The organism is Streptomyces sp. NPDC044106 (assembly GCF_056433985.1).
The window spans coordinates 77,134-100,791 of sequence record NZ_JBWKFZ010000001.1 but is presented as its reverse complement, the minus strand read 5'-3'; the positions used below and the strand labels follow the sequence as shown (position 1 = coordinate 100,791).

23 protein-coding genes and 1 tRNA gene are annotated in these 23,658 nt (G+C 70.0%); 23 read left to right on the top strand and 1 reads right to left on the bottom strand.

The features are described 5' to 3' along the window. Positions 1 to 14: 14 nt before the first annotated feature. Genes AC07DI_RS00465 through AC07DI_RS00445 form a run of 5 tightly spaced genes read left to right on the top strand, consistent with a single transcriptional unit; the run spans position 15 to position 3,445 of the window. Positions 15 to 545: a hypothetical protein gene (locus AC07DI_RS00465; RefSeq protein ID WP_478901250.1), complete on the top strand. Its 531-nt coding sequence runs from the start codon at positions 15 to 17 to the stop codon at positions 543 to 545. After that, positions 545 to 1,405 carry a hypothetical protein gene (locus tag AC07DI_RS00460; RefSeq protein ID WP_478901249.1) on the top strand — a complete coding sequence of 287 codons (861 nt, stop codon included), beginning with the start codon at positions 545 to 547 and terminating at the stop codon, positions 1,403 to 1,405. Before AC07DI_RS00465 ends, AC07DI_RS00460 begins: the two co-directional genes overlap by 1 nt. 2 nt (positions 1,406 to 1,407) lie before the next feature. Next, positions 1,408 to 1,794, top strand: coding sequence for an HNH endonuclease (locus tag AC07DI_RS00455; protein WP_478901248.1), 387 nt, complete (start codon positions 1,408 to 1,410; stop codon positions 1,792 to 1,794). Next, positions 1,791 to 1,985, top strand: coding sequence for a helix-turn-helix transcriptional regulator (locus AC07DI_RS00450; RefSeq protein WP_478901247.1), 195 nt, complete (start codon positions 1,791 to 1,793; stop codon positions 1,983 to 1,985). The genes AC07DI_RS00455 and AC07DI_RS00450 overlap by 4 nt, the downstream gene beginning before the upstream one ends. Further along, on the top strand, positions 1,982 to 3,445 hold the full coding sequence (locus tag AC07DI_RS00445) for a tyrosine-type recombinase/integrase (protein WP_478901246.1): 1,464 nt from the start codon (positions 1,982 to 1,984) through the stop codon (positions 3,443 to 3,445). Before AC07DI_RS00450 ends, AC07DI_RS00445 begins: the two co-directional genes overlap by 4 nt. 153 nt (positions 3,446 to 3,598) lie before the next feature. On the opposite strand, the gene AC07DI_RS00440 is transcribed toward AC07DI_RS00445, so the two are convergent. Then, positions 3,599 to 3,670, bottom strand: a tRNA-Arg gene (locus AC07DI_RS00440). A 180-nt stretch (positions 3,671 to 3,850) separates the two neighbouring features. On the opposite strand from AC07DI_RS00440, the gene AC07DI_RS00435 reads away from it, so the two are divergent. The 18 genes from AC07DI_RS00435 (at position 3,851) to atpE (ending at position 23,624) form a co-directional block, all read left to right on the top strand. Next, the gene (locus tag AC07DI_RS00435) at positions 3,851 to 4,477 is read left to right on the top strand and encodes a response regulator (protein WP_478901245.1); all 627 of its coding nucleotides are present in this window, start codon (positions 3,851 to 3,853) and stop codon (positions 4,475 to 4,477) included. 291 nt (positions 4,478 to 4,768) lie between these two features. Next, the gene (gene nrtL, locus AC07DI_RS00430; protein ID WP_478901243.1) at positions 4,769 to 5,827 is read left to right on the top strand and encodes an ArgS-related anticodon-binding protein NrtL; all 1,059 of its coding nucleotides are present in this window, start codon (positions 4,769 to 4,771) and stop codon (positions 5,825 to 5,827) included. A gap of 70 nt (positions 5,828 to 5,897) precedes the next feature. Further along, a complete protein-coding gene (lysA, locus tag AC07DI_RS00425; RefSeq protein ID WP_384248998.1) occupies positions 5,898 to 7,289 on the top strand; it encodes a diaminopimelate decarboxylase in 1,392 nt (463 codons plus the stop codon). A gap of 103 nt (positions 7,290 to 7,392) precedes the next feature. Beyond that, entirely contained in the window at positions 7,393 to 8,685 is a 1,293-nt protein-coding gene (locus tag AC07DI_RS00420) for a homoserine dehydrogenase (protein WP_384248995.1), read from the top strand. Positions 8,686 to 8,691: 6 nt separating this feature from the next. Continuing rightward, positions 8,692 to 9,750, top strand: coding sequence for a threonine synthase (gene thrC, locus AC07DI_RS00415; RefSeq protein WP_384248992.1), 1,059 nt, complete (start codon positions 8,692 to 8,694; stop codon positions 9,748 to 9,750). A 305-nt stretch (positions 9,751 to 10,055) separates the two neighbouring features. After that, complete coding sequence (gene thrB / locus AC07DI_RS00410; protein WP_384248989.1) at positions 10,056 to 10,973, top strand: homoserine kinase; 918 nt, start codon at positions 10,056 to 10,058, stop codon at positions 10,971 to 10,973. A 396-nt stretch (positions 10,974 to 11,369) separates the two neighbouring features. After that, positions 11,370 to 13,460: a transcription termination factor Rho gene (gene rho / locus AC07DI_RS00405; RefSeq protein WP_478901240.1), complete on the top strand. Its 2,091-nt coding sequence runs from the start codon at positions 11,370 to 11,372 to the stop codon at positions 13,458 to 13,460. Positions 13,461 to 13,789: 329 nt separating this feature from the next. Further along, positions 13,790 to 14,917, top strand: a complete 1,128-nt coding sequence (locus AC07DI_RS00400; RefSeq protein WP_478901238.1) for an LCP family protein — start codon at positions 13,790 to 13,792, stop codon at positions 14,915 to 14,917. 158 nt (positions 14,918 to 15,075) lie between these two features. Next, a complete protein-coding gene (gene rpmE, locus AC07DI_RS00395) occupies positions 15,076 to 15,297 on the top strand; it encodes a 50S ribosomal protein L31 (RefSeq protein ID WP_384248980.1) in 222 nt (73 codons plus the stop codon). A gap of 116 nt (positions 15,298 to 15,413) precedes the next feature. Next, positions 15,414 to 16,490: a peptide chain release factor 1 gene (gene prfA / locus AC07DI_RS00390; RefSeq protein WP_384248977.1), complete on the top strand. Its 1,077-nt coding sequence runs from the start codon at positions 15,414 to 15,416 to the stop codon at positions 16,488 to 16,490. Between the two features lie 84 nt (positions 16,491 to 16,574). Next, complete coding sequence (gene prmC / locus AC07DI_RS00385; protein WP_478901235.1) at positions 16,575 to 17,414, top strand: peptide chain release factor N(5)-glutamine methyltransferase; 840 nt, start codon at positions 16,575 to 16,577, stop codon at positions 17,412 to 17,414. 44 nt (positions 17,415 to 17,458) lie between these two features. Beyond that, complete coding sequence (locus AC07DI_RS00380) at positions 17,459 to 18,106, top strand: L-threonylcarbamoyladenylate synthase (RefSeq protein WP_384248971.1); 648 nt, start codon at positions 17,459 to 17,461, stop codon at positions 18,104 to 18,106. Beyond that, positions 18,103 to 18,756 carry an arsenate reductase/protein-tyrosine-phosphatase family protein gene (locus tag AC07DI_RS00375; protein WP_384248968.1) on the top strand — a complete coding sequence of 218 codons (654 nt, stop codon included), beginning with the start codon at positions 18,103 to 18,105 and terminating at the stop codon, positions 18,754 to 18,756. Before AC07DI_RS00380 ends, AC07DI_RS00375 begins: the two co-directional genes overlap by 4 nt. A 78-nt stretch (positions 18,757 to 18,834) precedes the next feature. Continuing rightward, positions 18,835 to 20,103: a serine hydroxymethyltransferase gene (locus tag AC07DI_RS00370; protein WP_478901233.1), complete on the top strand. Its 1,269-nt coding sequence runs from the start codon at positions 18,835 to 18,837 to the stop codon at positions 20,101 to 20,103. 112 nt (positions 20,104 to 20,215) lie between these two features. Further along, entirely contained in the window at positions 20,216 to 21,559 is a 1,344-nt protein-coding gene (locus AC07DI_RS00365) for an MraY family glycosyltransferase (RefSeq protein WP_384248962.1), read from the top strand. Positions 21,560 to 21,820: 261 nt separating this feature from the next. Further along, entirely contained in the window at positions 21,821 to 22,258 is a 438-nt protein-coding gene (locus AC07DI_RS00360; RefSeq protein ID WP_478901232.1) for a hypothetical protein, read from the top strand. Positions 22,259 to 22,534: 276 nt separating this feature from the next. After that, entirely contained in the window at positions 22,535 to 23,305 is a 771-nt protein-coding gene (gene atpB / locus AC07DI_RS00355) for a F0F1 ATP synthase subunit A (RefSeq protein ID WP_478901705.1), read from the top strand. Positions 23,306 to 23,381: 76 nt separating this feature from the next. After that, positions 23,382 to 23,624, top strand: coding sequence for an ATP synthase F0 subunit C (atpE, locus tag AC07DI_RS00350; RefSeq protein ID WP_355802790.1), 243 nt, complete (start codon positions 23,382 to 23,384; stop codon positions 23,622 to 23,624). Positions 23,625 to 23,658 lie beyond the last annotated feature (34 nt).

Sequence of the window (23,658 nt, the reverse complement as noted above, 5' to 3'; positions counted from 1 at the left end):
GAAGGGGCAACTCCATGATGCCTGGAACCACTGCGGAACGACGTGCCGACGCGGTCACGGTCGAGGCCACCGAGCCCATTGACATCCGTTCTCTGACGGGCGCGGAGCGGACGGTAGCGCTGTACACCTCGGACATGCCGAACCGGCGCCGGAACCACGGGCCGGAGGAGCTGTGCGCGTGGATCGCTCAGGGCGTCGAGCGCCTCGGGTTGGACACGGTGCGGGCATGGGCCCGCTTCTACGCCGGTCACCGCGTGTTGGAGTCGGCCAGGGTGATGACGGCGCCAGTGCAGGCGCGCCACGAGCAGCGGTTCCCCAAGGCCAACCGTCTGGTGTGGGCGTCGCAGATGAGCGCCAACCTGCTGTGGCGCTTCCCGCCGACCGCTGAGGCGGCGGCCCGGGACGCGATCGAGGTGGACGGCGGATGCCCGTGCCGGGGGACGGGTGAGATCCCGCTGTGGGGACCGGGCATCTCGATGATGTGCCCGGTCCACCGCCGCGCCGAGATCAACGCGCACCACAGCGCCTTCCTGGCGGGGTACTGATGGCCACCTCGGGCCCGCTGGACGCGCTGTACGCCCGTGTGGCGGCCCCGGCCGCTCCCGCCGTGCCTTTGGCACGGCGGGAGCGCCGCCGGGCCACAGAGGAGTTCCCCACCATCCCCATCCTGGGTCTGGAACTGAGCGTGGGGGAGACCGCCGCCGCACTGTTCGAGACGGGCGCGGACGAACTCGCCCTCCCCGGACCGGACACCGACACGCACACCGACACCCTGTACGACGCCTTGAACGGCGCCGTGCGCGTGCTGGGTGTGGCAGGGATCGCCGAAGTCTTTGGCGCCTTCGCTGAGTTGGACGCTGCCGAGTTCCCCGAGGTGGGCCTCTGCCGACAGTTCGCCTACCGCCTCGCCCTGTCGTTCTGGTACGGGGACACCCGCTCCCGCCCTATGACGGTGGGGGAAGCGGCCGTGGCGCTGTACCTCTCGGACGCCTACCGCCACCACCACATCAACGCCTACGCCGCGCGGCGGGCCCCGTTGCTGGTCTCCCGCGCGATCCGGCAGGGCGCCGCCCTGGTGCCCCTGGAGACCCTCACGCGGCTCGGGGAGGCCATGGGGCGGGAGTTCGCGACGCCCGTGACGCGCCTCGTCACGCAGGTCAGCCCCGGCGACGCAGGCGCGGCAGGTGAAGGCGCTACGGCCGTCACGCCGGGCCGTGACTGGCTGTACCGGCAGGCCCTGCCGGACTGGCACCGCCGCCGCCTCTGCTTCGATCTCATGCGGGCCGACACGCGCCAGCCCTCCCCGCTCATCGTCCGGTTGGACGGGGGCTGCTACGCGCTCGGGGTGACCCCGCCAGCCGGACCGGACGGCACGTGGACGCGCACCGTACGAGCGGAGTGGTGAGCGTGCCGAACAAGCCCCACGGGGACGTGCGCCGCCGCCGCAAGCGGCAGGTGGCGTACGTCTTCCGGCACCGGTGCGCCTACTGCCGCCGCCGGTTCGCCTCGCTCGATGCGGCCACCCTCGATCACATCGTGCCCCGGTCCGTGTGGCACACCTGGTCGGCTACCGCGCTCGCCCTTGCCTGCTTCGACTGCAACCACCGCAAGGGCGACCGATTCCCCCTCTCGATCGCCCTCCTGATGCTGCGTCATATCGACGCGAACCGGCCCGTCATCCGCCCGACCGAACTGCCGTTGCTGGCCCGACTCGCGCACGCCAACCAGTCGACCCCTCACCTGCCTGAATCGACCCGTATTCGCTCGATCCGTTCGGAAAGGACTGCGGTATGAGCGCCCCCGTGGTGGACGAGAAGATGACCGTTCAAGAGGTGCTCACCGATCTGAAGGTTGCCCCGTCGACCTTCTACCGGTGGCGTCAGCTCGGGAAGGGCCCCCGCTCGATCAAGCTGCCGAACGGTGACGTTCGCATCCGCAGGTCGGAGTACGAGCGCTGGCTTGCGGAGCGGGAGGACGCCGCGTGAGCGTGACCGAAGACAGCTCGACTCTCCGCCCCCACGGGGAGGCCCGATCGGGGTACTCCCTCGACGTCCGGCTGTGGAAAGTCACGAAGGTCGACCGCAAGGCGCGGCCGTATCAACTCCGGTGGGTCGTCGGCGGAAAGGTAAGCAGCGCGACGTTCGCCACGTCGGCACTCGCCGAAAGCCGACGCTCGGAGTTGCGGCAGGCCATGCGCCGTGGCGAGGCGTTCGAGATCGCAAGCGGACAGCCTGAGTCCGAAGTCCGCGCGTCGGAACAGGCGGCGGCAACCGCGGCTGAGGCTAAGCCCTCGTTGCGGTGGTTCGAGTTCTGCCGAAAGTATGTCGCCGGGCGGTGGCGCATGAGCGCCGCCAAGACCCGTGAGGGCATGGCGGACGGTCTTGCCGCCGTGGCGCTGGCCATGGTCAAGCGAGGCGAGAACACTCCAGACGACAAGTACCTGCGCCTGGCGTTCCGGTGGGCGATCGTCCCCGCGAACGCGGGACAGGAGCCGCCGGCCGAACTGAAAGCCGCGTACGAGTGGCTCACGAAGGAGGACCGGCCGGTTGTCGACCTGGTCGACGTTGAGGTGTTCGAGGACGTGCTGTACCGCCTCAGCTATCGACTGGACGGCACCCCGGCGGCGGGGGAGACGCACAAGCGGCGGCGCCGGGCCCTGAACACGGCCCTCGAACACGCGGTGGCCGCGAAGGAGCTCCCGGAGAACCCTCTCCAGGGGGCCCACAAGAAGCGCGTGGGTTCCGGCGCGGTGGTGGACCGACGCGTCCTCGTGAACGCCGTACAGGGGCGCCAGTTGCTCATTGCGGTCTCCTATGTCGGTTCGTGGGACCGCAACCGGGGGCGGCGCCTGGCGGCCTTCTACGCGGTCCTGTACTACGCGGGGCTCAGGCCCGCTGAGGCGGTCGGGCTCAGGCTCTCCGACTGCCACCTGCCGGACGTGGGTTGGGGCACGCTGACGCTGCGGGAGACACGTCCCGTCTCCGGCAAGCAGTGGACCGATTCGGGCGAGCGGCACGACCGCCGGGGCCTGAAGGCGCGCGAGGCGGACACAGACCGTCCGGTGCCCATCCCGCCCGTTCTGGTCGCCATCCTGCGGGCCCACCTGAAGGAGTTCGGGACCGCCAAGGAGGGGCGGGTCTTCGGCAACGAGCGCGGGGGAGTCGTCGGGTCCTCGACGTACTGGCGCGTGTGGGAGGAAGCGCGCGTGTTCGCCCTCCCGCCTGAGCGCGTCGCCTCGCCGTTGGCCGGGCGCCCATACGACCTGAGGCACGCGTGCATCACACGGTGGCTCAACGCGGGGGTCCCGATCGCTGAGGTGGCCCGGCGCGTCGGCAACTCCCCGGAGGTGATCCACCGCCGATACCACGGCTGTATCGACGGGCACGAGGAAGCGGCCAACGAGAAGATCGCAAAGGCTCTGGAGGAGGAGGGCGACGCAGCCTGAGGGGTGTGTCGGAGGTGTGTCGCATGTATCGCAGATAGTGCGCGAACAGTGAGAGACAGCGAGAAAGAGCGGGAGTCAGTGAGACTGACTCCCGCTCTTTCCTGTTGGCTTTCGCCCTGGTCACGTCGCAGATTCAAGTTTCTGATCAGCGAGTGCCCCCGGCAGGATTCGAACCTGCGCACACGGCTCCGGAGGCCGTTGCTCTATCCCCTGAGCTACGGGGGCGTATCGGCGCGGCTTGCGCGGCGACGGGGTGAACACTACCAGCTCTCCGGGGCTCACCATGAACAGGTATTTCGTTGTCCCGGGAGGAGGCGTCGCAGCGGGTCCGGTGCTCCGGCTCGGCGGCCCCGCTCGGCCCTCCCGCACGGGGCGGAAGTAGGGAAAACCGGGACGCGGTGGTGGGTGCGGACCTACTCTCGAGGTGTGCCAGGCGTGCCCGGCCGCGTGCTTGTTGTGGACGACAACAAGGTCATTCGGCAACTGATCAGGGTCAACCTCGAGCTGGAGGGCTTCGAGGTCGTGACCGCGGCCGATGGTGTCGAATGTCTGGACGTCGTCCATCAGGTGCAGCCCGATGTGGTCACCCTCGACGTCGTGATGCCCCGGCTCGACGGACTGCGCACCGCCGCGCGCCTGCGGTCCGACCCGCGCACCCGTCATCTGCCCATCGTCGTCATCAGCGCCTGCACCCAGTACGAGGTCGAGAACGGGCTGGAAGTCGGCGTCGACGCCTTCCTCGCCAAGCCTTTCGAGCCGAGCGAACTCGTCAGGATCATTCAGCAGCAGTTGATGGAGCGGGGAGCGCCGTCGGCGCAGGGCGCAGACGGGAACGGGTTCGGGCGCGGCCATCAGAGTCACCAAGGGCACCAAGGGCACCAAGGGCAGCAGGGGCACGGGCGTGAGCGTGGGCCCATGGGGAGTGAGCGCTGGGCCGGTGGAGCCGCTGGGGGCCCCGGCGGCGTCGCCTCGGCCTCGGGCATGGGCGGCTGCGTCGACGAGGCCGAGCGCGCCGCGCAGTCCGGCGGCTGAGTCGCGGAAGTCCGGCGGCAGGGTCGCGGAAGTCCGGCGGCAGGGTCGCGAAAGCCCGGCGGCCGGGTCGCGGAACTCGCCGACCGCCGCCCCAGGGCGCCGACCGCCGCCCCAGGGCTCCGGCCCGCCACCCCCGGACGGCGACCCACCACCCCCGGCCCCCGCCCCGGCAAAGACAGAGCCCCGCCCCCCCACACAGAACCACCGCCCCGCCCCCACCCCCGTCCACATCCCGGACCACCCCCCAATCCAACTGGCCTCCCCACCCCCCTCCTCCCATACCCTTGGCCCGTGACCCCCGTCGAGCTCTCCCGCACCGTGCTGCGCGCCATGCGTCATGCCGTTGATGCCGGTGAGCTTCGCGTGGCCGTGCCCGAGGGGGGGAGCGTTCGGGTCGAGCGGCCGCGGGCCGGGGGGTGTGGGGACTACGCCAGCAATCTCGCCCTTCAGGTCGCCCGCGCCGCCGGACGGCCTCCGCGGCAGGTGGCCGAGGTGCTGGCCCTGCGGCTCGCCGACGAGCCCGGGATCGCCAAGGTGGACATCACCGGGCCCGGGTTCCTCAACATCACCCTCGCGGAGGCCGGCGGCGGTGCCCTCGTCCGTGAGGTCCTGGCGCGGGGGCGCTGCTACGGGCACGTCCACCCCGACACCGGCCTGCTCGCCCAGATCCATGTGCCCCGAGAGGTCCGCGCCGTCGTCGTCGCCGACAGCGTCCGCCGCATCCTGCGCTCGCAGGGCACCCTCGTCCGCGTGACCTGCGACGAAGCCCCGGAGCCCGAGTGGACCCGGCTCCTCGGGGTCAGCGTCGACGCCCACGGGCGGCCGCCTCAGCCGCTTCCCACCCTGCGCCCCGTCCCCGCCCCGGAGGAAGCCACCCTCCGGCTCGGCCGCGACGCCGGGCGCTGGGCCCTGCTCCACCCCGCCGCCCACGACCACCCGCGCGTCAGCCCGGGGCAGGGCGGCGACGCGCATCTCGTGCAGAGCGAGAGCAATCCCCTCTTCCGGGTCCGGTACGCCCACTCCCGCTGCCGCGCCCTGCAGCGCAACGCCGCCGACCTCGGTTTCGGTGCCGTGCCCGGCGAGGTCGACGCGCCGGAGCTGCTCCGGCAGGTCGAGGCCTACCCCGGCGTTCTCGACGCCGCAGCCCGGCACCGGGCGCCGGACCGCCTCGCCCGGTACCTCGTCGTCACCGCCGACGCGCTGCTCGCCCTCCAGAGTTCCGTGCTGCCGCGCGGGGACGAGAAACCCTCGGCCGCCCACCGCGCCCGGCTCGCGCTCGCCGAAGCCACCGGGACGGTGCTCGCCGGTGGCCTGTCCCTGCTCGGCATCAGCGCACCCGAATACCTGTGACATCCGTGACCGTGAGAGAGCATGCGATGGATGTGACGGATGTGACATACGTGAGAGAGACGACAGAGCCATGAGCCGTTCCGCCCACCCCGCAGGCCCCCGCCACGCCGACGTATTCCCCGAGGGGCACTACTCCGCGCCGCCCGCCGACCTCAACGCCCTGGACCCCAAGGTCTGGTCCCGCACCGTCACCCGTACCCCCGAAGGCGTCGTCAGCACGGGCGGCATCGAAGTGACGCGGCTCGCCGAGGAGTTCGGGACCCCGGCGTACTTCATCGACGAGGCCGACTTCCGCGCCCGGTGCCAGGCATGGCGCGATGCCTTCGGCAGCGAAGCTGATGTCTTCTATGCCGGCAAGGCGTTCCTGTCGCGGGCCGTCGTGCGGTGGCTGCACGAGGAAGGGCTCAACCTGGACGTGTGCAGCGCCGGCGAGCTCACCACCGCCCTCGACGCAGGCATGCCCGCCGAGCGCATCGCCTTCCACGGCAACAACAAGACCGAGGGCGAGATCCACCGGGCGATCGAGGCCGGTGTCGGGCGCATCGTGCTCGACTCCTTCCAGGAGATCGTGCGCGTCGCGCACATCGCCGAGCGGCTCGGCAAGCGCCAGCCCGTGCAGATCCGCGTGACCGTCGGCGTCGAGGCGCACACCCACGAGTTCATCGCCACCGCGCACGAGGACCAGAAGTTCGGGATCGCGCTCGCGGGCGGGCAGGCCGCCGAGGCCGTGCGGCGGGCGCTCAAGCTCGACGGACTCGAACTCATCGGGATCCACAGCCACATCGGGTCGCAGATCTTCGACATGGCCGGCTTCGAGGTCTCCGCCCGGCGCGTCGTGCAGCTGCTCGCCGAGGTGCGCGACGAGCACGGCATCGAGCTGCCCGAGATCGACCTCGGAGGCGGCCTCGGCATCGCCTACACCTCCGACGACGACCCCAGCGAGCCGCACGAGATCGCCAGGGCGCTGCGCGAGATCGTCGCGCGCGAGTGCGCGTCGGCGAATCTGCGCACGCCCCGCATCTCCGTCGAACCGGGCCGCGCCATCGTCGGACCGACCGCCTTCACCCTGTACGAGGTCGGTACGATCAAGCCCCTCGAAGGGCTGCGCACGTACGTTTCCGTGGACGGCGGCATGTCCGACAACATCCGCACCGCGCTCTACGACGCCGAGTACACCGTCGCCCTCGTCTCCCGCTCCTCCGACGCCGAGCCCGTGCTGGTGCGCGTGGTCGGCAAGCACTGCGAGAGTGGTGACATCGTCGTACGGGACGCTTTCCTGCCGGCCGACCTCGCGCCCGGCGACCTGATCGCCGTGCCCGCGACCGGTGCGTACTGCCGCTCGATGGCGAGCAACTACAACCACGCTCTGCGCCCGCCGGTCGTCGCCGTGCGCGACGGCGAGGCGCGGGTGATCGTCCGGCGCGAGACGGAGGAAGATCTCCTGCGTCTCGACGTCGGATGACGGAAAACATGAAATACATGTCTCACGATCCGGACAATGGACGGAAAGTCCGTACCGGTGGGTGAGACTGGTTCCACCGTAGATGTAGGAGAAGTGAGGTCGGATGATGCGTACGCGTCCGCTGAAGGTGGCGCTGCTGGGCTGTGGGGTTGTCGGCTCAGAGGTGGCGCGCATCATGACGACGCACGCCGACGACCTCACGGCCAGGATCGGCGCCCCGGTGGAGCTCGCCGGGGTCGCCGTCCGCCGCCCCTCCAAGGTGCGCGAGGGAATCGATCCCTCGCTCATCACGACGGATGCGACCGCGCTGGTCAAGCGCGGGGACATCGACGTCATCGTCGAGGTGATCGGCGGCATCGAGCCCGCGCGCACGCTGATCACCACCGCCTTTGAGCACGGCGCCTCCGTCGTCTCCGCGAACAAGGCACTCATCGCCCAGGACGGCGCCGCGCTGCACGAGGCCGCCGTCGAGCACGGGCGGGATCTGTACTACGAGGCCGCCGTCGCCGGAGCCATTCCGCTGATCCGGCCGCTGCGCGAGTCCCTCGCCGGTGACAAGGTCAACCGCGTCCTCGGCATCGTGAACGGCACGACGAACTTCATCCTCGATGCCATGGACACGACGGGGGCCGGATATCAGGAGGCCCTCGACGAGGCCACCGCGCTCGGGTACGCGGAAGCCGACCCGACCGCCGATGTCGAAGGGTTCGACGCCGCCGCCAAGGCGGCCATCCTCGCCGGGATCGCGTTCCACACGCGCGTGCGCCTCGACGACGTGTACCGCGAGGGCATGACGGAGGTCACCGCCGCCGACTTCGCCTCCGCGAAGCGCATGGGCTGCACCATCAAGCTGCTCGCCATCTGCGAGCGGGCGGCCGACGGCGGGTCCGTCACCGCGCGCGTGCATCCCGCGATGATTCCGCTCAGCCACCCGCTGGCGTCGGTGCGGGGTGCCTACAACGCCGTCTTCGTCGAGGCCGAGGCCGCCGGACAGCTCATGTTCTACGGCCCCGGCGCCGGTGGCTCGCCCACCGCGTCCGCCGTCCTCGGCGACCTCGTCGCCGTCTGCCGCAACAAGCTCGCCGAGGCCACCGGGCCCGGCGACTCCGCGTACACCCAGCTGCCCGTGAGCTCCATGGGCGAGGTCGTCACGCGCTACCACATCAGCCTCGACGTGGCCGACAAGCCGGGCGTGCTCGCCCAGGTCGCGACGGTCTTCGCCGAGCACGGCGTATCGATCGATACGGTCCGTCAGACGGGCAAGGACGGCGAGGCCTCCCTCGTCGTCGTCACCCACCGCGCGCCCGACGCCGCCCTCAGCGGCACCGTCGAGGCGTTGCGTAATCTCGACACCGTGCGTGGTGTCGCCAGCATCATGCGGGTTGAAGGGGAGTAAGCAGCAATGACCCACCAGTGGCGCGGAATCATCGAGGAGTACCGGGAGCGCCTTCCGGTCTCCGACACCACGCCGGTCGTGACGCTCCGCGAGGGCGGCACGCCGCTCGTGCCCGCCCAGGTGCTCTCCGAGCGCACGGGCTGCGAGGTCCACCTCAAGGTCGAGGGTGCCAACCCCACCGGGTCCTTCAAGGACCGCGGCATGACCATGGCGATCACCAAGGCCAAGGAGGAGGGTGCGAAGGCCGTCATCTGCGCCTCCACCGGCAACACGTCCGCCTCCGCGGCCGCCTACGCCGTACGCGCCGGAATGGTCTGCGCGGTCCTCGTGCCGCAGGGCAAGATCGCGCTCGGCAAGATGGGCCAGGCGCTCGTCTACGGCTCGAAGATCCTCCAGGTCGACGGCAACTTCGACGACTGCCTGAACCTCGCTCGGGCCCTGTCGGAGAACTACCCGGTGGCGCTGGTCAATTCGGTCAACCCGTTCCGCATCGAGGGCCAGAAGACCGCGTCGTTCGAGATCGTCGACGCGCTCGGCGACGCTCCCGACATCCACGTCCTTCCCGTCGGCAACGCCGGCAACATCACCGCCTACTGGAAGGGCTACAAGGAGTACGCGGCCGACTCGGTGTCGTCCCGTACCCCCCGGATGTGGGGCTTCCAGGCCTCCGGTTCCGCGCCCATCGTGCGCGGCGAGGTCGTCAAGGACCCCTCGACGATCGCCACCGCGATTCGCATCGGCAACCCCGCGTCCTGGCAGCACGCGCTCGCCGCGCGCGAGGAGTCCGGCGGCTTCATCGACGAGGTGACGGACCGTGAGATCCTGCGCGCCTACAAGCTGTTGGCGTCCCAGGAGGGCGTCTTCGTCGAACCCGCGTCGGCCGCGTCCGTCGCCGGTCTGCTGAAGGCCGTCGAGCAGGGCAAGGTCGACAAGGGCCAGAAGATCGTCTGCACCGTCACCGGCAACGGTCTCAAGGACCCGGACTGGGCCGTCGCCGGCGCCCCGCAGCCGGTCACCGTCCCGGTCGACGCCGCGGCCGCCGCCGAGCGCCTCGGCCTGGCGTAACCGCGCGGCCCGGCGCAACCGCGGGCTCGGTGCAACCGCCGAGCCCGCATCGCCCGCAGCACCGCAGGCAGACCCCGCAACTCCGTACAGGGGGGGTGGCACAGGGGGCTTACGACACGCATCGTGCGCCTCCTGTGCGCCCTATGTCGCCACAGAACCTTCCTTCGATAGGCTGTACCGAACCCGCCCCGCCGCATATGCCGCGGTGCCGCCGTTGTCAGCGGCCTTCGGGTGTTCGTACATGTGGCACGTACCGAAAAATACGGAGCCTCAAAAACACGCAGCTCAAGGAGAGTCATCGAGCGATGGCCGGTCCCGCGTTCCGCGCCGCCGCCGTCCGGGTGCGCACCCCCGCCACCAGCGCCAACCTCGGACCGGGCTTCGACGCCCTGGGCCTGTCGCTGGGGCTGTACGACGACATCGTCGTCCGGGTGGCCGACTCCGGCTTGCACATCGACATCGCGGGGGAGGGCAGTGACACCCTTCCGCGCGACGAGTCGCATCTCCTCGTACGGTCCCTGCGCACCGCCTTCGACCTGCTCGGCGGACAGCCGCGCGGGCTCGAGATCGTCTGCGCCAACCGCATCCCGCACGGCCGCGGCCTCGGCTCCTCGTCCGCGGCCATCTGCGCGGGCATCGTCGCCGCACGCGCCGTGACCATAGGCGGCGAGGCCAGGCTCGACGACGCCGCGCTGCTCGAACTGGCCACCGAGATCGAGGGTCACCCCGACAACGTCGCGGCCTGCCTCCTCGGCGGCTTCACGCTCGCCTGGATGGACGGGGGAGCCGGCCGGGCGATCAGGATGGACCCCGTCGATTCCATCGTTCCAGTGGTCTTCGTACCGGGAAAGCCCGTCCTCACCGAGGCGGCCCGCGGCCTGCTCCCGCGCACCGTCCCGCACGTCGACGCGGCCGCCAACGCGGGCCGGGCGGCCCTGCTCGTCGAGGCCCTGACCAGGCGCCCCGAGCTGCTGCTGCCCGCCACCGAGGACCGGCTGCACCAGGAGTACCGCGCCCCGGCCATGCCGGAGAGCGCCGCCCTGGTCGAGCGGCTGCGCGCCGACGGCGTGCCCGCGGTGATCTCCGGCGCGGGCCCCACGGTCCTCGCGCTGGCCGAAGACAGTGCGGCCGACAAGGTCGCACGCCTGGCGGGGGAGGGCTGGGCCGCCAACCGGCTGGCCCTCGACGCCACGGGAACGAGCGTGCTGCCGCTCGCGCCCTGACGCGAGCGGCCTAAGGGAATTCGGGGTGTCCCGATCCCGAGAGGGGGAATGTTTGTTGGATCCGGTAGTGTTAATCTCAAGTCCGCACCCGACCTCACCATGGCGAGGTGCTTTGTGTCCCCGTCCGGGACATCCATTCTTCCGGGAGCCCCCCAAACTGCCTCGTGCCCCGCACTAGGCGGTCCTGAGCACGCTCCGGAACCGGCGTGACCGAGCCGAGTGACACCGCACGTCAGTGGCACCGCACCGGGAATCGCCATCACCAATGAATTCTTCCGCCGCGTTGGCGGACCACCGCCCCGGCACGGTCCACAGGAAAGCAAGGACCGACCGCCGGACAGCACAACCGGTCGCCGAGCCAGACAGGCCGACGTCCGCTCCAGGGAAGGACCCTTCGTGAGCGACACCACCGATCTGATGGGCGTGACTGCCGACACGCCCGCCACGGACGCCTCTGCGGCGCCTGCCACCGGTGCTTCGGCCGGGTCCCGGCGGCGCCGCGGCACCGGCCTCGAGGGCATGGTGCTGGCGGAACTGCAGCAGGTCGCTTCGGGCCTTGGAATCAAGGGCACCGGGCGCATGCGCAAGAGCCAGCTGATCGAGGTCATCAAGGAGGCGCAGGCAGGGGGCGGAGCCCCGGCCAAGAGCGCCCCGGCTGCCGGGGACACCACCGAGACCAAGCCCAAGCGCCGGGCCACCTCGAAGGCCCGTACGGGCGACGACGCCGCGGAGTCCGCCGGCAAGGCGGGCGCGGCCGACAAGTCCGCGGGCGCCAAGGCCGACAAGGGCGCCCAGCAGCAGATCGACATCCCCGGTCAGCCCGCCGGAGGCCCCGCCCGTTCGGGCGAGGCCGAGCGCGGCGGAGACGACCAGCCGGCCGGCGAGCGCCGCAGGCGCCGCGCCACCGCCGACGCGGGCAGCCCCGAGCCGGCCGCCGCCGAGGCGAAGGGCGAGTCGAAGGCCGAGGCCAAGGGCGACTCCGAGGCCAAGGGCGACAAGGGCGGCGACAACTCCGGCGACAACGCCGAGGGCCGCCGCGAGCGCCGTGACCGGCAGGGCCGCGGCCGTGACCGCGACCGCCGCGGCAACAAGGGCGAGGACCAGCAGGGCGGCGGCCGTCAGGACCGCCAGGAGCGTCAGGACCGGCAGGACCGCCAGCAGCAGGGTGGCGGCGGCCGTCAGGACCGGCAGGACCGCCAGGACCGCCAGCGCGACAACGGCCCGCAGGACGACGACGACTTCGAGGGCGGCCGGCGCGGCCGTAGGGGCCGCTACCGCGACCGCCGCGGCCGTCGTGGCCGCGACGAGGGCGGCTTCGGCAACGAGCCGCAGGTCTCCGACGACGACGTCCTGATCCCCGTCGCGGGCATCCTGGACATCCTCGACAACTACGCGTTCATCCGTACGTCGGGCTACCTCCCCGGTCCCAACGACGTGTACGTCTCCCTCGCCCAGGTCCGCAAGAACGGCCTGCGCAAGGGTGACCACGTCACCGGTGCCGTCCGCCAGCCCAAGGACGGCGAGCGCCGCGAGAAGTTCAACGCGCTCGTCCGCCTGGACTCGCAGAACGGCATGGCGCCCGAATCCGGGCGCGGGCGGCCGGAGTTCAGCAAGCTGACGCCGCTCTACCCGCAGGACCGGCTCCGCCTGGAGACCGACCCGGGGATTCTCACCACCCGCATCATCGACCTCGTCGCGCCCATCGGTAAGGGTCAGCGCGGTCTGATCGTGGCCCCGCCGAAGACCGGCAAGACCATGATCATGCAGGCGATCGCCAACGCGATCACGGTGAACAACCCCGAGTGCCACCTGATGGTCGTCCTGGTCGACGAGCGTCCGGAAGAGGTCACCGACATGCAGCGGTCGGTGAAGGGCGAGGTCATCTCCTCGACCTTCGACCGCCCCGCCGAGGACCACACCACCGTCGCCGAGCTCGCCATCGAGCGCGCCAAGCGTCTGGTGGAGCTGGGCCACGACGTCGTCGTGCTGCTCGACTCGATCACCCGCCTGGGCCGCGCGTACAACCTCGCCGCCCCGGCCTCGGGACGCATCCTGTCCGGTGGTGTCGACTCGACGGCGCTGTACCCGCCGAAGCGCTTCTTCGGTGCCGCGCGCAACATCGAGGACGGCGGCTCGCTGACCATCCTCGCGACCGCGCTCGTCGACACCGGTTCGCGCATGGACGAGGTCATCTTCGAGGAGTTCAAGGGCACCGGCAACGCCGAGCTCAAGCTCGACCGCAAGCTCGCCGACAAGCGCATCTTCCCGGCGGTGGACGTGGACGCGTCCGGTACCCGTAAGGAAGAAATCCTGCTCGGCAGCGACGAGCTCGCCATCACCTGGAAGCTGCGCCGCGTGCTGCACGCGCTCGACCAGCAGCAGGCGATCGAGCTGCTCCTGGACAAGATGAAGCAGACGAAGTCGAACGCCGAGTTCCTGCTGCAGATCCAGAAGACGACCCCGGCGCCGGGCAACGGCAACGACTAGTCGTCCTCAGCAGTTCTCAGGGCCGCCCCGTCACAGCAGTGACGGGGCGGCCCTTTTGGTGCGCTATGTGGGCAGTGGGGCCGGAGCGAGACCTTGGCCACACGCATAAGAGATTCTCACGCTCACGGGCAGTAGCCCGGGGGCGGAAAAAGTCGCAGGTGAGGGCGGCAATCCAGGGTCAGAGGTGCACGCTCAGTGACAGCTGTGTCCCGGGGCGCGCACAGGGCGTTGTGCAACCCTTCAACCGGTTTCGCCGTCTGACAAGTGACGACAGACGGCGCCTGACCCTGAAAGCAGGGGGTAACCGCACGACGAGGACTGGGGAGCGCATGACCGACGAGAGCACGCCCGCGGGTATGGCCCACGCGAAGCCCCAGCGCTCCCGCGGTGGCGGCGGCCGGCGCCGCAAGCCCCGCAAGCGCAGCAAGGCACTCGTCGTCACGGCGTGGTCCGCGGCCTCGGTGGTCGTCCTCGGGGGAGTGGGCGCGGGCTTCCTGTACTTCAAGCTCAACGGCAACCTCAACAGCGTCGACATCAACTCGGCGCTCGACGGCAATCGCCCCCAGGACATCGACAACGGCTCCCAGGACATCCTCGTCCTCGGCTCCGACTCGCGCTCCGGCGACAACGCCAAGTACGGCAAGGACGAAGGCGCCGCCCGCTCCGACACCGCGATGATCGTGCACGTCCACAAGGGCCACAAGACGGCCAGCGTCGTCTCCATACCCCGCGACACCCTCATATCCCGGCCCTCGTGCAAGACCGACGACGGCAGGACCGATCCGGGCGGCCGTCGGCAGATGTTCAACACGGCGTACGAGGTCGGCGGCCCCGCCTGCGCCGTCAAGACCGTCGAGAAGATGTCCGGCATCCGGATGGACCACTACATCGAGGTCGACTTCACGGGCTTCAAGAAGCTCATCGACACCCTCGGCGGCGTCGACATCACGACCAAGAAGGCCATCCACGACAAGGACAGCCACCTCGACCTGGACGCCGGCACGCACACACTCAGCGGCGAGCAGGCCCTCGGCCTCGTCCGCACCAGGCACGGCGTCGGCGACGGCAGCGACCTCGGCCGCATCCAGCTCCAGCAGGCCTTCATCAAGGCCCTGCTCGACCAGGTCAAGGACATCGGCCTCTTCAGCAACCCGAAGAAGATGTTCGACCTGGCGAACGACGCGACCAGCGCCATCACCACCGACTCCGACCTGAACGACGTCAGGTCCCTCGCGAGCTTCGCGAACGGCCTCAAGGGCATCGGCGCGGGCGGCATGAAGATGGTCACGCTGCCCATCCAGTACGACCCCGACGACCTCAACCGCGTGCTTCCCCTGGAGGAGGCCGACCAGCAGGTCTGGGACGCGCTCAGGGCCGACAAGCACATCCCGAAGTCCGCCACGGAGAAATCGGCGGGCGACAAGGGCTCCGCGGGCTCCGTCGTGAGCGGCGGCTGAGCCGCCGCCGAGCGGCCGCCGAGCGGTCAGGAATAGATCGGCCCCCACCCCGGTTTTGGGAGATACGGCCGGTCCTGGCAGACTGGTACATCGGCCCCGGTTCACGTACGAGCAATCCGCGCGTACGACCCGGCGCCCTCCCGAAACTAGGAGACACCTTGAAGCGCGAGATCCACCCCGAGTACGTCGAGACCCAGGTCAGCTGCACCTGCGGCGCCGAGTTCACCACCCGCAGCACGATCTCCAGCGGCACCGTCCGCGCCGAGGTCTGCTCCGAGTGCCACCCGTTCTACACGGGCAAGCAGAAGATCCTCGACACCGGTGGCCGTGTGGCCCGCTTCGAGGCCCGCTTCGGCAAGGCTGCCGGCTCCAAGAAGTAGCGAGCCGCTGCGCCGGTCATCGGCCGCCCTCACGAGGGGGTGGCCGGGACCGGCGCTTTTGCCGTCCCGCAGCCGATTCGCGTAGAACCACCGCGTAGAAAACCAGGAGCCCCCGAATGTTCGAGGCGGTCGAGGAACTGATCGGCGAACACGCCGATCTCGAGAAGAAGCTCGCCGACCCGTCGGTCCATGCCGACCAGGCCAACGCGCGCAAGCTGAACAAGCGCTACGCCGAGCTCACCCCGATCGTCACGACGTACCGCTCCTGGAAGCAGACCGGGGACGACATCGGGACGGCGCGCGAGTTCGCCGCCGACGATCCGGACTTCGCCGCCGAGGTCAAGGACCTGGAGCGGCAGCGCGAGGAACTCACCGAGAAGCTGCGGCTGCTGCTCGTGCCCCGGGACCCGTCCGACGACAAGGACGTCATCCTCGAGGTCAAGGCGGGCGCGGGCGGCGACGAGTCGGCCCTCTTCGCCGGCGACCTCCTGCGCATGTACCTGCGGTACGCGGAACGCGTGGGCTGGAAGACCGAGATCATCGACGCCACCGAGTCCGAGCTCGGCGGCTACAAGGACGTCCAGGTCGCCGTGAAGACCAAGGGCGGCCAGGGCGCGACCGAGCCCGGCCAGGGCGTCTGGGCACGGCTGAAGTACGAGGGCGGCGTGCACCGCGTGCAGCGCGTGCCCTCCACCGAGTCCCAGGGCCGCATCCACACCTCCGCGGCCGGTGTCCTGGTGACGCCCGAGGCCGAGGAGATCGACGTCGAGATCCACGCCAACGACCTGCGCATCGACGTCTACCGCTCCTCCGGGCCCGGTGGCCAGTCCGTCAACACCACCGACTCCGCGGTGCGCATCACGCACGTGCCCACCGGAGTGGTCGCCTCCTGCCAGAACGAGAAGAGCCAGCTGCAGAACAAGGAGCAGGCGATGCGCATCCTGCGCTCCAGGCTGCTCGCGGCGGCGCAGGAGGAGGCGGAGAGCAAGGCCGCGGACGCCCGCCGCAGCCAGGTCCGCACCGTCGACCGCTCCGAGAAGATCCGGACGTACAACTTCCCGGAAAACCGGATCTCGGACCACCGCGTCGGCTTCAAGGCGTACAACTTGGACCAGGTGCTCGACGGAGACCTCGACGCCGTCATCCAGGCCTGCGTCGACGCGGACTCCGCCGCCAAGCTCGCCGCCGCGTAAGGCACCCCGTACGACCCTTCACGACCGTCCCGGAGGACCAGCGTGCAGCAACATCTTGGGGGGCGACCCCCGAACCCCCGCAGCGTGCTGCTCGCGGAAGTGGCCCAGGCCACCCAGCGCCTCGCCGACGCGGGCGTGCCCTCGCCGCGCAACGACGCGGAGGAACTCGCCGCCTTCGTGCACGGGGTGAAGCGGGGTGAGCTGCACACCGTCAAGGACGCCGACTTCGACGCCCGCTACTGGGAGACGGTCGCCCGGCGCGAGGCCCGCGAGCCGCTGCAGCACATCACGGGGCGGGCCTTCTTCCGCTACCTGGAGCTGCAGGTAGGACCCGGCGTCTTCGTGCCGCGCCCGGAGACCGAGTCCGTCGTCGGCTGGGCCATAGACGCCGTCCGCGCGATGGACGTGGTCGAACCGCTCATCGTCGACCTGTGCACCGGCTCCGGCGCCATCGCCCTCGCCATGGCGCAGGAGGTCCCGCGCTCGCGGGTGCACGCCGTGGAGCTGTCCGAGGACGCCCTGAAGTGGACGCGGAAGAACATCGAGGGGTCCAGGGTCAAGCTCTGCCAGGGCGACGCCAGGGACGCCTTCACGGAGCTCGACGGCCAGGTCGACCTGGTCATCTCCAACCCCCCGTACATCCCGCTCACCGAGTGGGAGTACGTCGCCCCCGAGGCCCGCGACCACGACCCGGAGCTCGCGCTCTTCTCCGGGGAGGACGGCCTCGAGCTGATCCGCGGCATCGAGCGCACCGCCCACCGGCTCCTGCGCCCCGGCGGCGTCGTCGTCATCGAGCACGCCGACACCCAGGGCGGCCAGGTCCCGTGGATCTTCACGGAGGAGCGGGGCTGGGCCGACGCGGCCGACCACCCCGACCTGAACAACCGCCCGCGCTTCGCGACCGCCCGCAGGGCCATGCCGTGATCCAGACTTCAACCGAGCAGTACGTGTACGAGGAGGCCCGCTAAATGGCACGGCGATACGACACCAACGACGCGACCGACCGTACGACCGGTCTGCGCGAAGCCGCGTCCGCCGTCCGCCGTGGCGAGCTGGTCGTGCTGCCCACCGACACCGTCTACGGCATCGGTGCCGACGCCTTCACCCCGGAGGCGTGCGCCGACCTCCTGGACGCCAAGGGCCGCGGCCGCAACATGCCCACGCCCGTCCTGATCGGCTCGCCGAACACGCTGCACGGCCTGGTCACCGACTTCTCCGAGATGGCCTGGGAGCTCGTCGACGCCTTCTGGCCCGGCGCCCTGACCCTCGTCGCCAAGCAGCAGCCGTCCCTGCAGTGGGACCTCGGCGACACCCGCGGCACGGTCGCCATCCGCATGCCGCTGCACCCCGTCGCCATCGAGCTGCTCACCGAGGTCGGCCCGATGGCCGTCTCCTCGGCCAACCTCACCGGGCACCCCGCACCCGAGGACTGCGACGCCGCGCAGGAGATGCTCGGCGACTCCGTCTCCGTGTACCTGGACGGCGGCCCGACCCCCGGCATCGTCCCGTCGTCGATCGTCGACGTCACGGGCAAGGTGCCGGTGCTGCTCCGCGCGGGCGCGCTCAGCGCGGAAGAGCTGCGCAAGGTGGTACCCGACCTCGAGGTGGCGAATTGACAGCCCCTGAGACGGGGCGTGGCATAGCGGGCTTCCCGGGATCCGCGGGCTCCTTCCGCATCCTCCACGTCAGCACCGGCAACGTCTGCCGCTCGCCGATCACCGAGCGGCTGACCAGACACGCCCTGGCGGACCGCCTCGGCGATCCCCTCACCGGCGGTCTGATCGTGGAGAGCGCGGGCACCTGGGGCCACGAGGGTGCCCCGATGGAGACCAACGCCGAGCAGGTCCTCGCCGACTTCGGCGCGGACCCCACCGGCTTCATGGGCCGCGAGCTCCTCGACGACCACGTCATCCGCGCCGACCTCGTCCTGACCGCGACCCGCGACCACCGGGCGCAGGTCATCTCCATGGGGCACTCGGCGGGCCTGCGCACGTTCACCCTCAAGGAGTTCACGCGGCTCGTGCGGGCCATAGACCCGACGACCCTGCCGGACCCGGACGGGAACGGCGTGGTGGAGCGCGCGCGGGCCCTGGTGCGGGCCGCCGCCGCGCTGCGCGGGTGGCTGCTCGCGCCGAACGTGGAGGCCGACGAGGTGTACGACCCGTACGGCGCGCCCCTGCCGTTCTTCCGGTCGGTGGGCGACGAGATCAACCAGGCGCTCGACCCCGTGGTGACGGCGCTGACCGGGGTGCCCGCACACATGTAGCGGCGGTCCCGCGCGCAGCCGCCCGCCCGGGCCTACATTGGATCTGAGGTCACCCCCTGCGAGGCCCCGGAGCCCACGATGACGGTCAGCACCGCACCCACCGCGCCCGCGGCGTACACGGATCTCGACGCGCTGCGCCGGCAGGACCCCGAGCTGGCCGATGTCCTCGTCGGTGAGGCCGCCCGGCAGGCCGACGGGCTCCAGCTGAGCGCCGCCGAGAACTTCACCTCGCCCGCCGTCCTCACCGCGCTCGGCTCGCCGCTCGCCAACAAGTACGCCGAGGGGTACCCCGGCGCCCGCCACCACGGCGGCTGCGAGCTGGTCGACATCGCCGAGCGGATCGCCGCCGACCGCGCCAAGGCCCTGTTCGGCGCCGAGCACGCCAACGTGCAGGCGCACTCGGGCTCCTCCGCCGTCCTCGCCGCGTACGCCGCGCTGCTGCGGCCCGGCGACACGGTCCTGGCGATGGGCCTGCCCCACGGCGGCCACCTCACGCACGGCTCACCGGCGAACTTCTCCGGCCGGTGGTTCGACTTCGTCGGCTACGGCGTGGACGCCGAGAGCGGCCTCGTCGACTACGACCAGGTACGCGCCCTGGCCCGCGCCCGCCGCCCCAAGGCGATCGTCTGCGGCTCCATCTCGTATCCGCGCCACCTGGACTACGCGGCCTTCCGCGAGATCGCCGACGACGTCGGCGCCTACCTCATCGCCGACGCCGCGCACCCCATGGGCCTGATCGCCGGGGGAGCGGCGCCGAGCCCCGTGCCGCACGCCGACATCGTCTGCGCCACCACGCACAAGGTCCTGCGCGGCCCGCGCGGCGGCCTCCTGCTGTGCGGCGCGGCCCTCGCGGAACGCATCGACCGGGCCGTCTTCCCCTTCACCCAGGGCGGCGCCCAGATGCACACGATCGCCGCCAAGGCCGTGGCGTTCGGCGAGGCGTCGACACCGGCCTTCACGGCCTACGCCCACCAGGTGGTCGCCAACGCGCGGACCCTGGCGCAGGCGCTGGCCGCCGAGGGGTTCACGATCACCACCGGCGGCACGGACACCCATATGGTCCTGGCCGACCCGACCCCTCTGGGAATCGACGCGCACACCGCCCGCGGCAGACTGGCGGCAGCCGGAATCGTCCTCGACACCTGCGCCCTGCCCCACGACACCACCCGCGGCCTACGCCTGGGAACAGCCGCCGTCACCACCCAGGGCATGACCGGCACGGAACTCACCCGCGTGGCGCGCCTGCTGGTCGACGCGGTGCGCGAGGACTCGAACGTACGAGAAGAGGTACGCGAACTGGTGAGGGGATTTCCGCCGTACCCCGGGCAGGACAGGACGGCCGCGTAAGAGACGGGCGGGTACTCGTGCAACCATCGTCGCTACCCGGAAGTCCCCAACCGTATGCGCGCAAAGCTAGGGTGTGGGGCTGAGATGGCCAGCGATACCTGTGGGGAAGCCCGTGCGTGAATACCTGCTGACGCTCTGCATCACGGCCGCGGTGACCTACCTGCTGACCGGCCCGGTGCGGAAGTTCGCGATCGTGGCCGGTGCCATGCCGGAGATCCGCGCCCGCGACGTGCACCGGGAGCCCACGCCCCGGCTCGGCGGTATCGCGATGTTCTTCGGTCTCTGCGCCGGTCTGCTGGTCGCCGACCACCTGCCGAACCTGAACACCGTCTTCGAGAACTCCAACGAACCCCGCGCGCTGCTCTCCGGGGCCGCCCTGATCTGGCTGATCGGTGTCCTCGACGACAAGTTCGAGATCGACGCGCTGATCAAGCTCGGCGGCCAGATGATCGCCGCGGGCGTCATGGTCATGCAGGGTCTGACGATCCTGTGGATCCCCGTCCCCGGCGTCGGCACGGTCTCGCTCACCTCCGGGCAGGGCACGCTGCTCACCGTGGCGCTCGTCGTCATCACGATCAACGCCGTCAACTTCGTCGACGGTCTCGACGGCCTCGCGGCGGGCATGGTCTGCATCGCCTCGGCGGCGTCCTTCATGTACGCCTACCGCATCTGGTACGGCTACGGCATCGAGGCCGCGGCGCCCGCCACCCTCTTCGCCGCCATCCTCATGGGCATGTGCCTGGGCTTTCTGCCGCACAACATGCACCCCGCCCGGATCTTCATGGGCGACTCCGGCTCGATGCTCATCGGCCTCGTCCTCGCGGCGGGCGCCATCTCCGTCACCGGACAGGTCGACCCCGCCGCGATGAAGCTGAACTTCGGCGGCGGCCGCGACGCCACCCACGCGATGCTGCCGGTCTTCATCCCGCTCCTCATGCCGCTCACGATCATCGCGATCCCCTTCGCCGACCTGGTCCTCGCCATCGTGCGGCGCACCTGGAACGGCAAGTCGCCGTTCGCGGCGGACCGCGGCCACCTCCACCACCGGCTCCTGGAGATCGGCCACTCGCACAGCCGCGCGGTGCTGATCATGTACTTCTGGTCGGCTCTCATCGCCTTCGGCACCGTCGCCTACTCCGTGCACTCGACGAGCATGTGGATCCTGCTGCTCATCGTCGCGCTCAGCGCGCTCGGTCTCGTACTGCTCCTGCTGCCGCGCTTCACGCCGCGCACCCCGCGGTGGGCCGAGGCCTTCGTGCCGCCCCGCTACCGGCGCCGCCGGGCAGCCGCGCGGGAGGCCGGCGAGGCGACGTACGGATCACAAGCGGAAGAGGAAGCGCAGGGACCGGGCGACCCGGAGCGGAAGACTCCGGTCTCCGCGGGCGTCAACGGAGCGACCGCGATCGGCGACCGATCGCACTTCGAGGAGAGGCGGGAAGCCGGTACGTCACGTTGACGTACGGCTCGAAATCGCCCCAATACCAGACAAGTTGCCGCTCGGGATGCACAGACGCGCGGATTAACTCTCATGTGTGACAGCGAGCACACTTAGCAGGTAAAGACCTCATCAAATAGTTTGTGATACCGTTCACGAAACCCCGGGATAGAGCCGAAGGACCGTAGTGCGACGGTCCATTGGCCCGAGGGACCTTCTCGACCCGGGTCTACGCTCGTCCATGACGACACCCTGCCCCCATCAGTAAGCGGAGCTGCCGCCATGCCGTCTCAAGACACCCGAACTCTCCTCCAGTCCGCTGTACCCACAGCTGCCGTCGGCGCGATCGTCGCCGCGGTCAGTGGTGTGGTCGCGGGCGGCAAGGGAGCCGTCGGGGCCGTCGTCGGCACGCTGGTCGTGATCGTGTTCATGGGGCTCGGGATGTTCGTCCTGCAACGGACGGCGAAATCGCTTCCGCAGCTTTTCCAGGCGATGGGCTTGATGCTCTATGTCGCCCAACTTCTACTGCTGCTCGTCTTTGTGGCCCTGTTCAAGGACACGGATCTGTTCAACCCGAAGGCGTTCGCCCTCGCTCTCGTGGTGGCCACCGTCGCGTGGATGGCCGCACAGGCCCGTGCGCACATGAAGGCCAAGATCCTTTACGTCGAGCCCGACTCCGACAACAGTGACAAGCCGGAGAAGTCGGGGTCCTCGCAGTGAAGGGTAGGGGCGGGATAAATGCCCGTTCGAGATGCTGCTATCGTCCGGTGCCAACTGCGGCACTGCGGGCGCGGGCATCTGAGCTGACGCCTGCACAATCGCGAGGCTCGATGCCTGGATGCCGCTCACACTTCCGAAACACCAGTCCGGTGCCGACCCGCGGCTGCGCGCCGCGCCGACACGACAACGAGGTTGCCGTACCTATGCGTCACGCCGAAGGAGCCCGCGGTGAGTGCTGACCAAACTGAGCTCGCCTTTGACTGGAGCTGTCGGATCATGTCCGACAACGGCTGTGGCTTCCCGGCTCCGGGCCTGCACTCGTTCCTCTTCAAGCCGATCTTCACGGCTGGTGGGTTCGAGTTCAACAAGGTAATGCTGCTGGCCCTGTTGGCGACGCTCATCGTCGTGACGTTCTTCTATGCCGCGTTCGGCAAGGCGAAGGTCGTCCCCGGCAAGCTGCAGATGATCGGCGAGGCCGGTTACGACTTCGTGCGCCGAGGGATCGTCTACGAGACCCTCGGCAAGAAGGAGGGCGAGAAGTACGTCCCTCTGATGGTCTCGATGTTCTTCTTCATCTGGATCATGAACATCTGGTCCGTCGTCCCGCTCGCCCAGTTCCCGGTCTCGTCGATCTTCGCGTACCCGGTGGTGCTCGCGGCGATCGTCTACCTGATCTGGCTGCCGCTGACCTTCAAGCGCCATGGTTTCGTCGGCGGTTGGAAGAACGTCACCGGCTACGACAACTCGCTCGGCCCGATCAAGTGGCTCGTGTCGTTCATCGAGTTTTTCTCCAACCTGCTGGTGCGGCCGTTCACGCACTCCGTGCGACTGTTCGCCAACATGTTCGCCGGTCACCTGATGCTGGTCATGTTCACCGTGGCCTCCTGGTACCTGCTCAACAGCTGGATGATTCCGGCCGCCGGCGTCTCCTTCGTGATGACCATGGCCATGGTCGTCTTCGAGCTCTTCGTGCAGGCCGTCCAGGCGTACGTCTTCGTGCTCCTGGCCTGCACCTACATTCAGGGCGCTGTCTCCGAGCACCACTGAGTCAGCCCGCCCTCTAGCCCCCAGATCGCCCGGTGGCCAACCCCCACCGGTCCATGAAAGAGAAGGAAGAACCGGCATGTCCGCTCTCCAGACCCTTGCCGCCAGCGAAGTCACCGGCTCCCTCGGTTCCATCGGTTACGGCCTCGCCGCGATCGGCCCCGGCATCGGCGTCGGCATCGTCTTCGGTAACGGCACGCAGGCGCTCGCCCGTCAGCCCGAGGCTGCCGGCCTGATCCGCGCCAACCAGATCCTGGGCTTCGCCTTCTGTGAGGCGCTCGCCCTCATCGGCATCGTTATGCCGTTCGTGTTCGGCCAGTAATTACTGCTAGCTGACACTTTCGACGAAAGGCACT

Excerpts from the sequence above, each read along its gene's own strand:
- AC07DI_RS00420 (WP_384248995.1), top strand. The coding sequence starts at position 7,393 with ATGATGCGTACGCGTCCGCTGAAGGTGGCGCTGCTGGGCTGTGGGGTT.
- atpE (WP_355802790.1), top strand. The coding sequence starts at position 23,382 with ATGTCCGCTCTCCAGACCCTTGCCGCCAGCGAAGTCACCGGCTCCCTC.
- lysA (WP_384248998.1), top strand. The coding sequence starts at position 5,898 with ATGAGCCGTTCCGCCCACCCCGCAGGCCCCCGCCACGCCGACGTATTC.
- thrC (WP_384248992.1), top strand. The coding sequence starts at position 8,692 with ATGACCCACCAGTGGCGCGGAATCATCGAGGAGTACCGGGAGCGCCTT.
- AC07DI_RS00460 (WP_478901249.1), top strand. The coding sequence starts at position 545 with ATGGCCACCTCGGGCCCGCTGGACGCGCTGTACGCCCGTGTGGCGGCC.
- AC07DI_RS00450 (WP_478901247.1), top strand. The coding sequence starts at position 1,791 with ATGAGCGCCCCCGTGGTGGACGAGAAGATGACCGTTCAAGAGGTGCTC.
- AC07DI_RS00400 (WP_478901238.1), top strand. The coding sequence starts at position 13,790 with ATGACCGACGAGAGCACGCCCGCGGGTATGGCCCACGCGAAGCCCCAG.
- atpB (WP_478901705.1), top strand. The coding sequence starts at position 22,535 with ATGTCCGACAACGGCTGTGGCTTCCCGGCTCCGGGCCTGCACTCGTTC.
- AC07DI_RS00360 (WP_478901232.1), top strand. The coding sequence starts at position 21,821 with ATGCCGTCTCAAGACACCCGAACTCTCCTCCAGTCCGCTGTACCCACA.
- thrB (WP_384248989.1), top strand. The coding sequence starts at position 10,056 with ATGGCCGGTCCCGCGTTCCGCGCCGCCGCCGTCCGGGTGCGCACCCCC.
- prfA (WP_384248977.1), top strand. The coding sequence starts at position 15,414 with ATGTTCGAGGCGGTCGAGGAACTGATCGGCGAACACGCCGATCTCGAG.
- AC07DI_RS00370 (WP_478901233.1), top strand. The coding sequence starts at position 18,835 with ATGACGGTCAGCACCGCACCCACCGCGCCCGCGGCGTACACGGATCTC.
- AC07DI_RS00380 (WP_384248971.1), top strand. The coding sequence starts at position 17,459 with ATGGCACGGCGATACGACACCAACGACGCGACCGACCGTACGACCGGT.
- AC07DI_RS00465 (WP_478901250.1), top strand. The coding sequence starts at position 15 with ATGATGCCTGGAACCACTGCGGAACGACGTGCCGACGCGGTCACGGTC.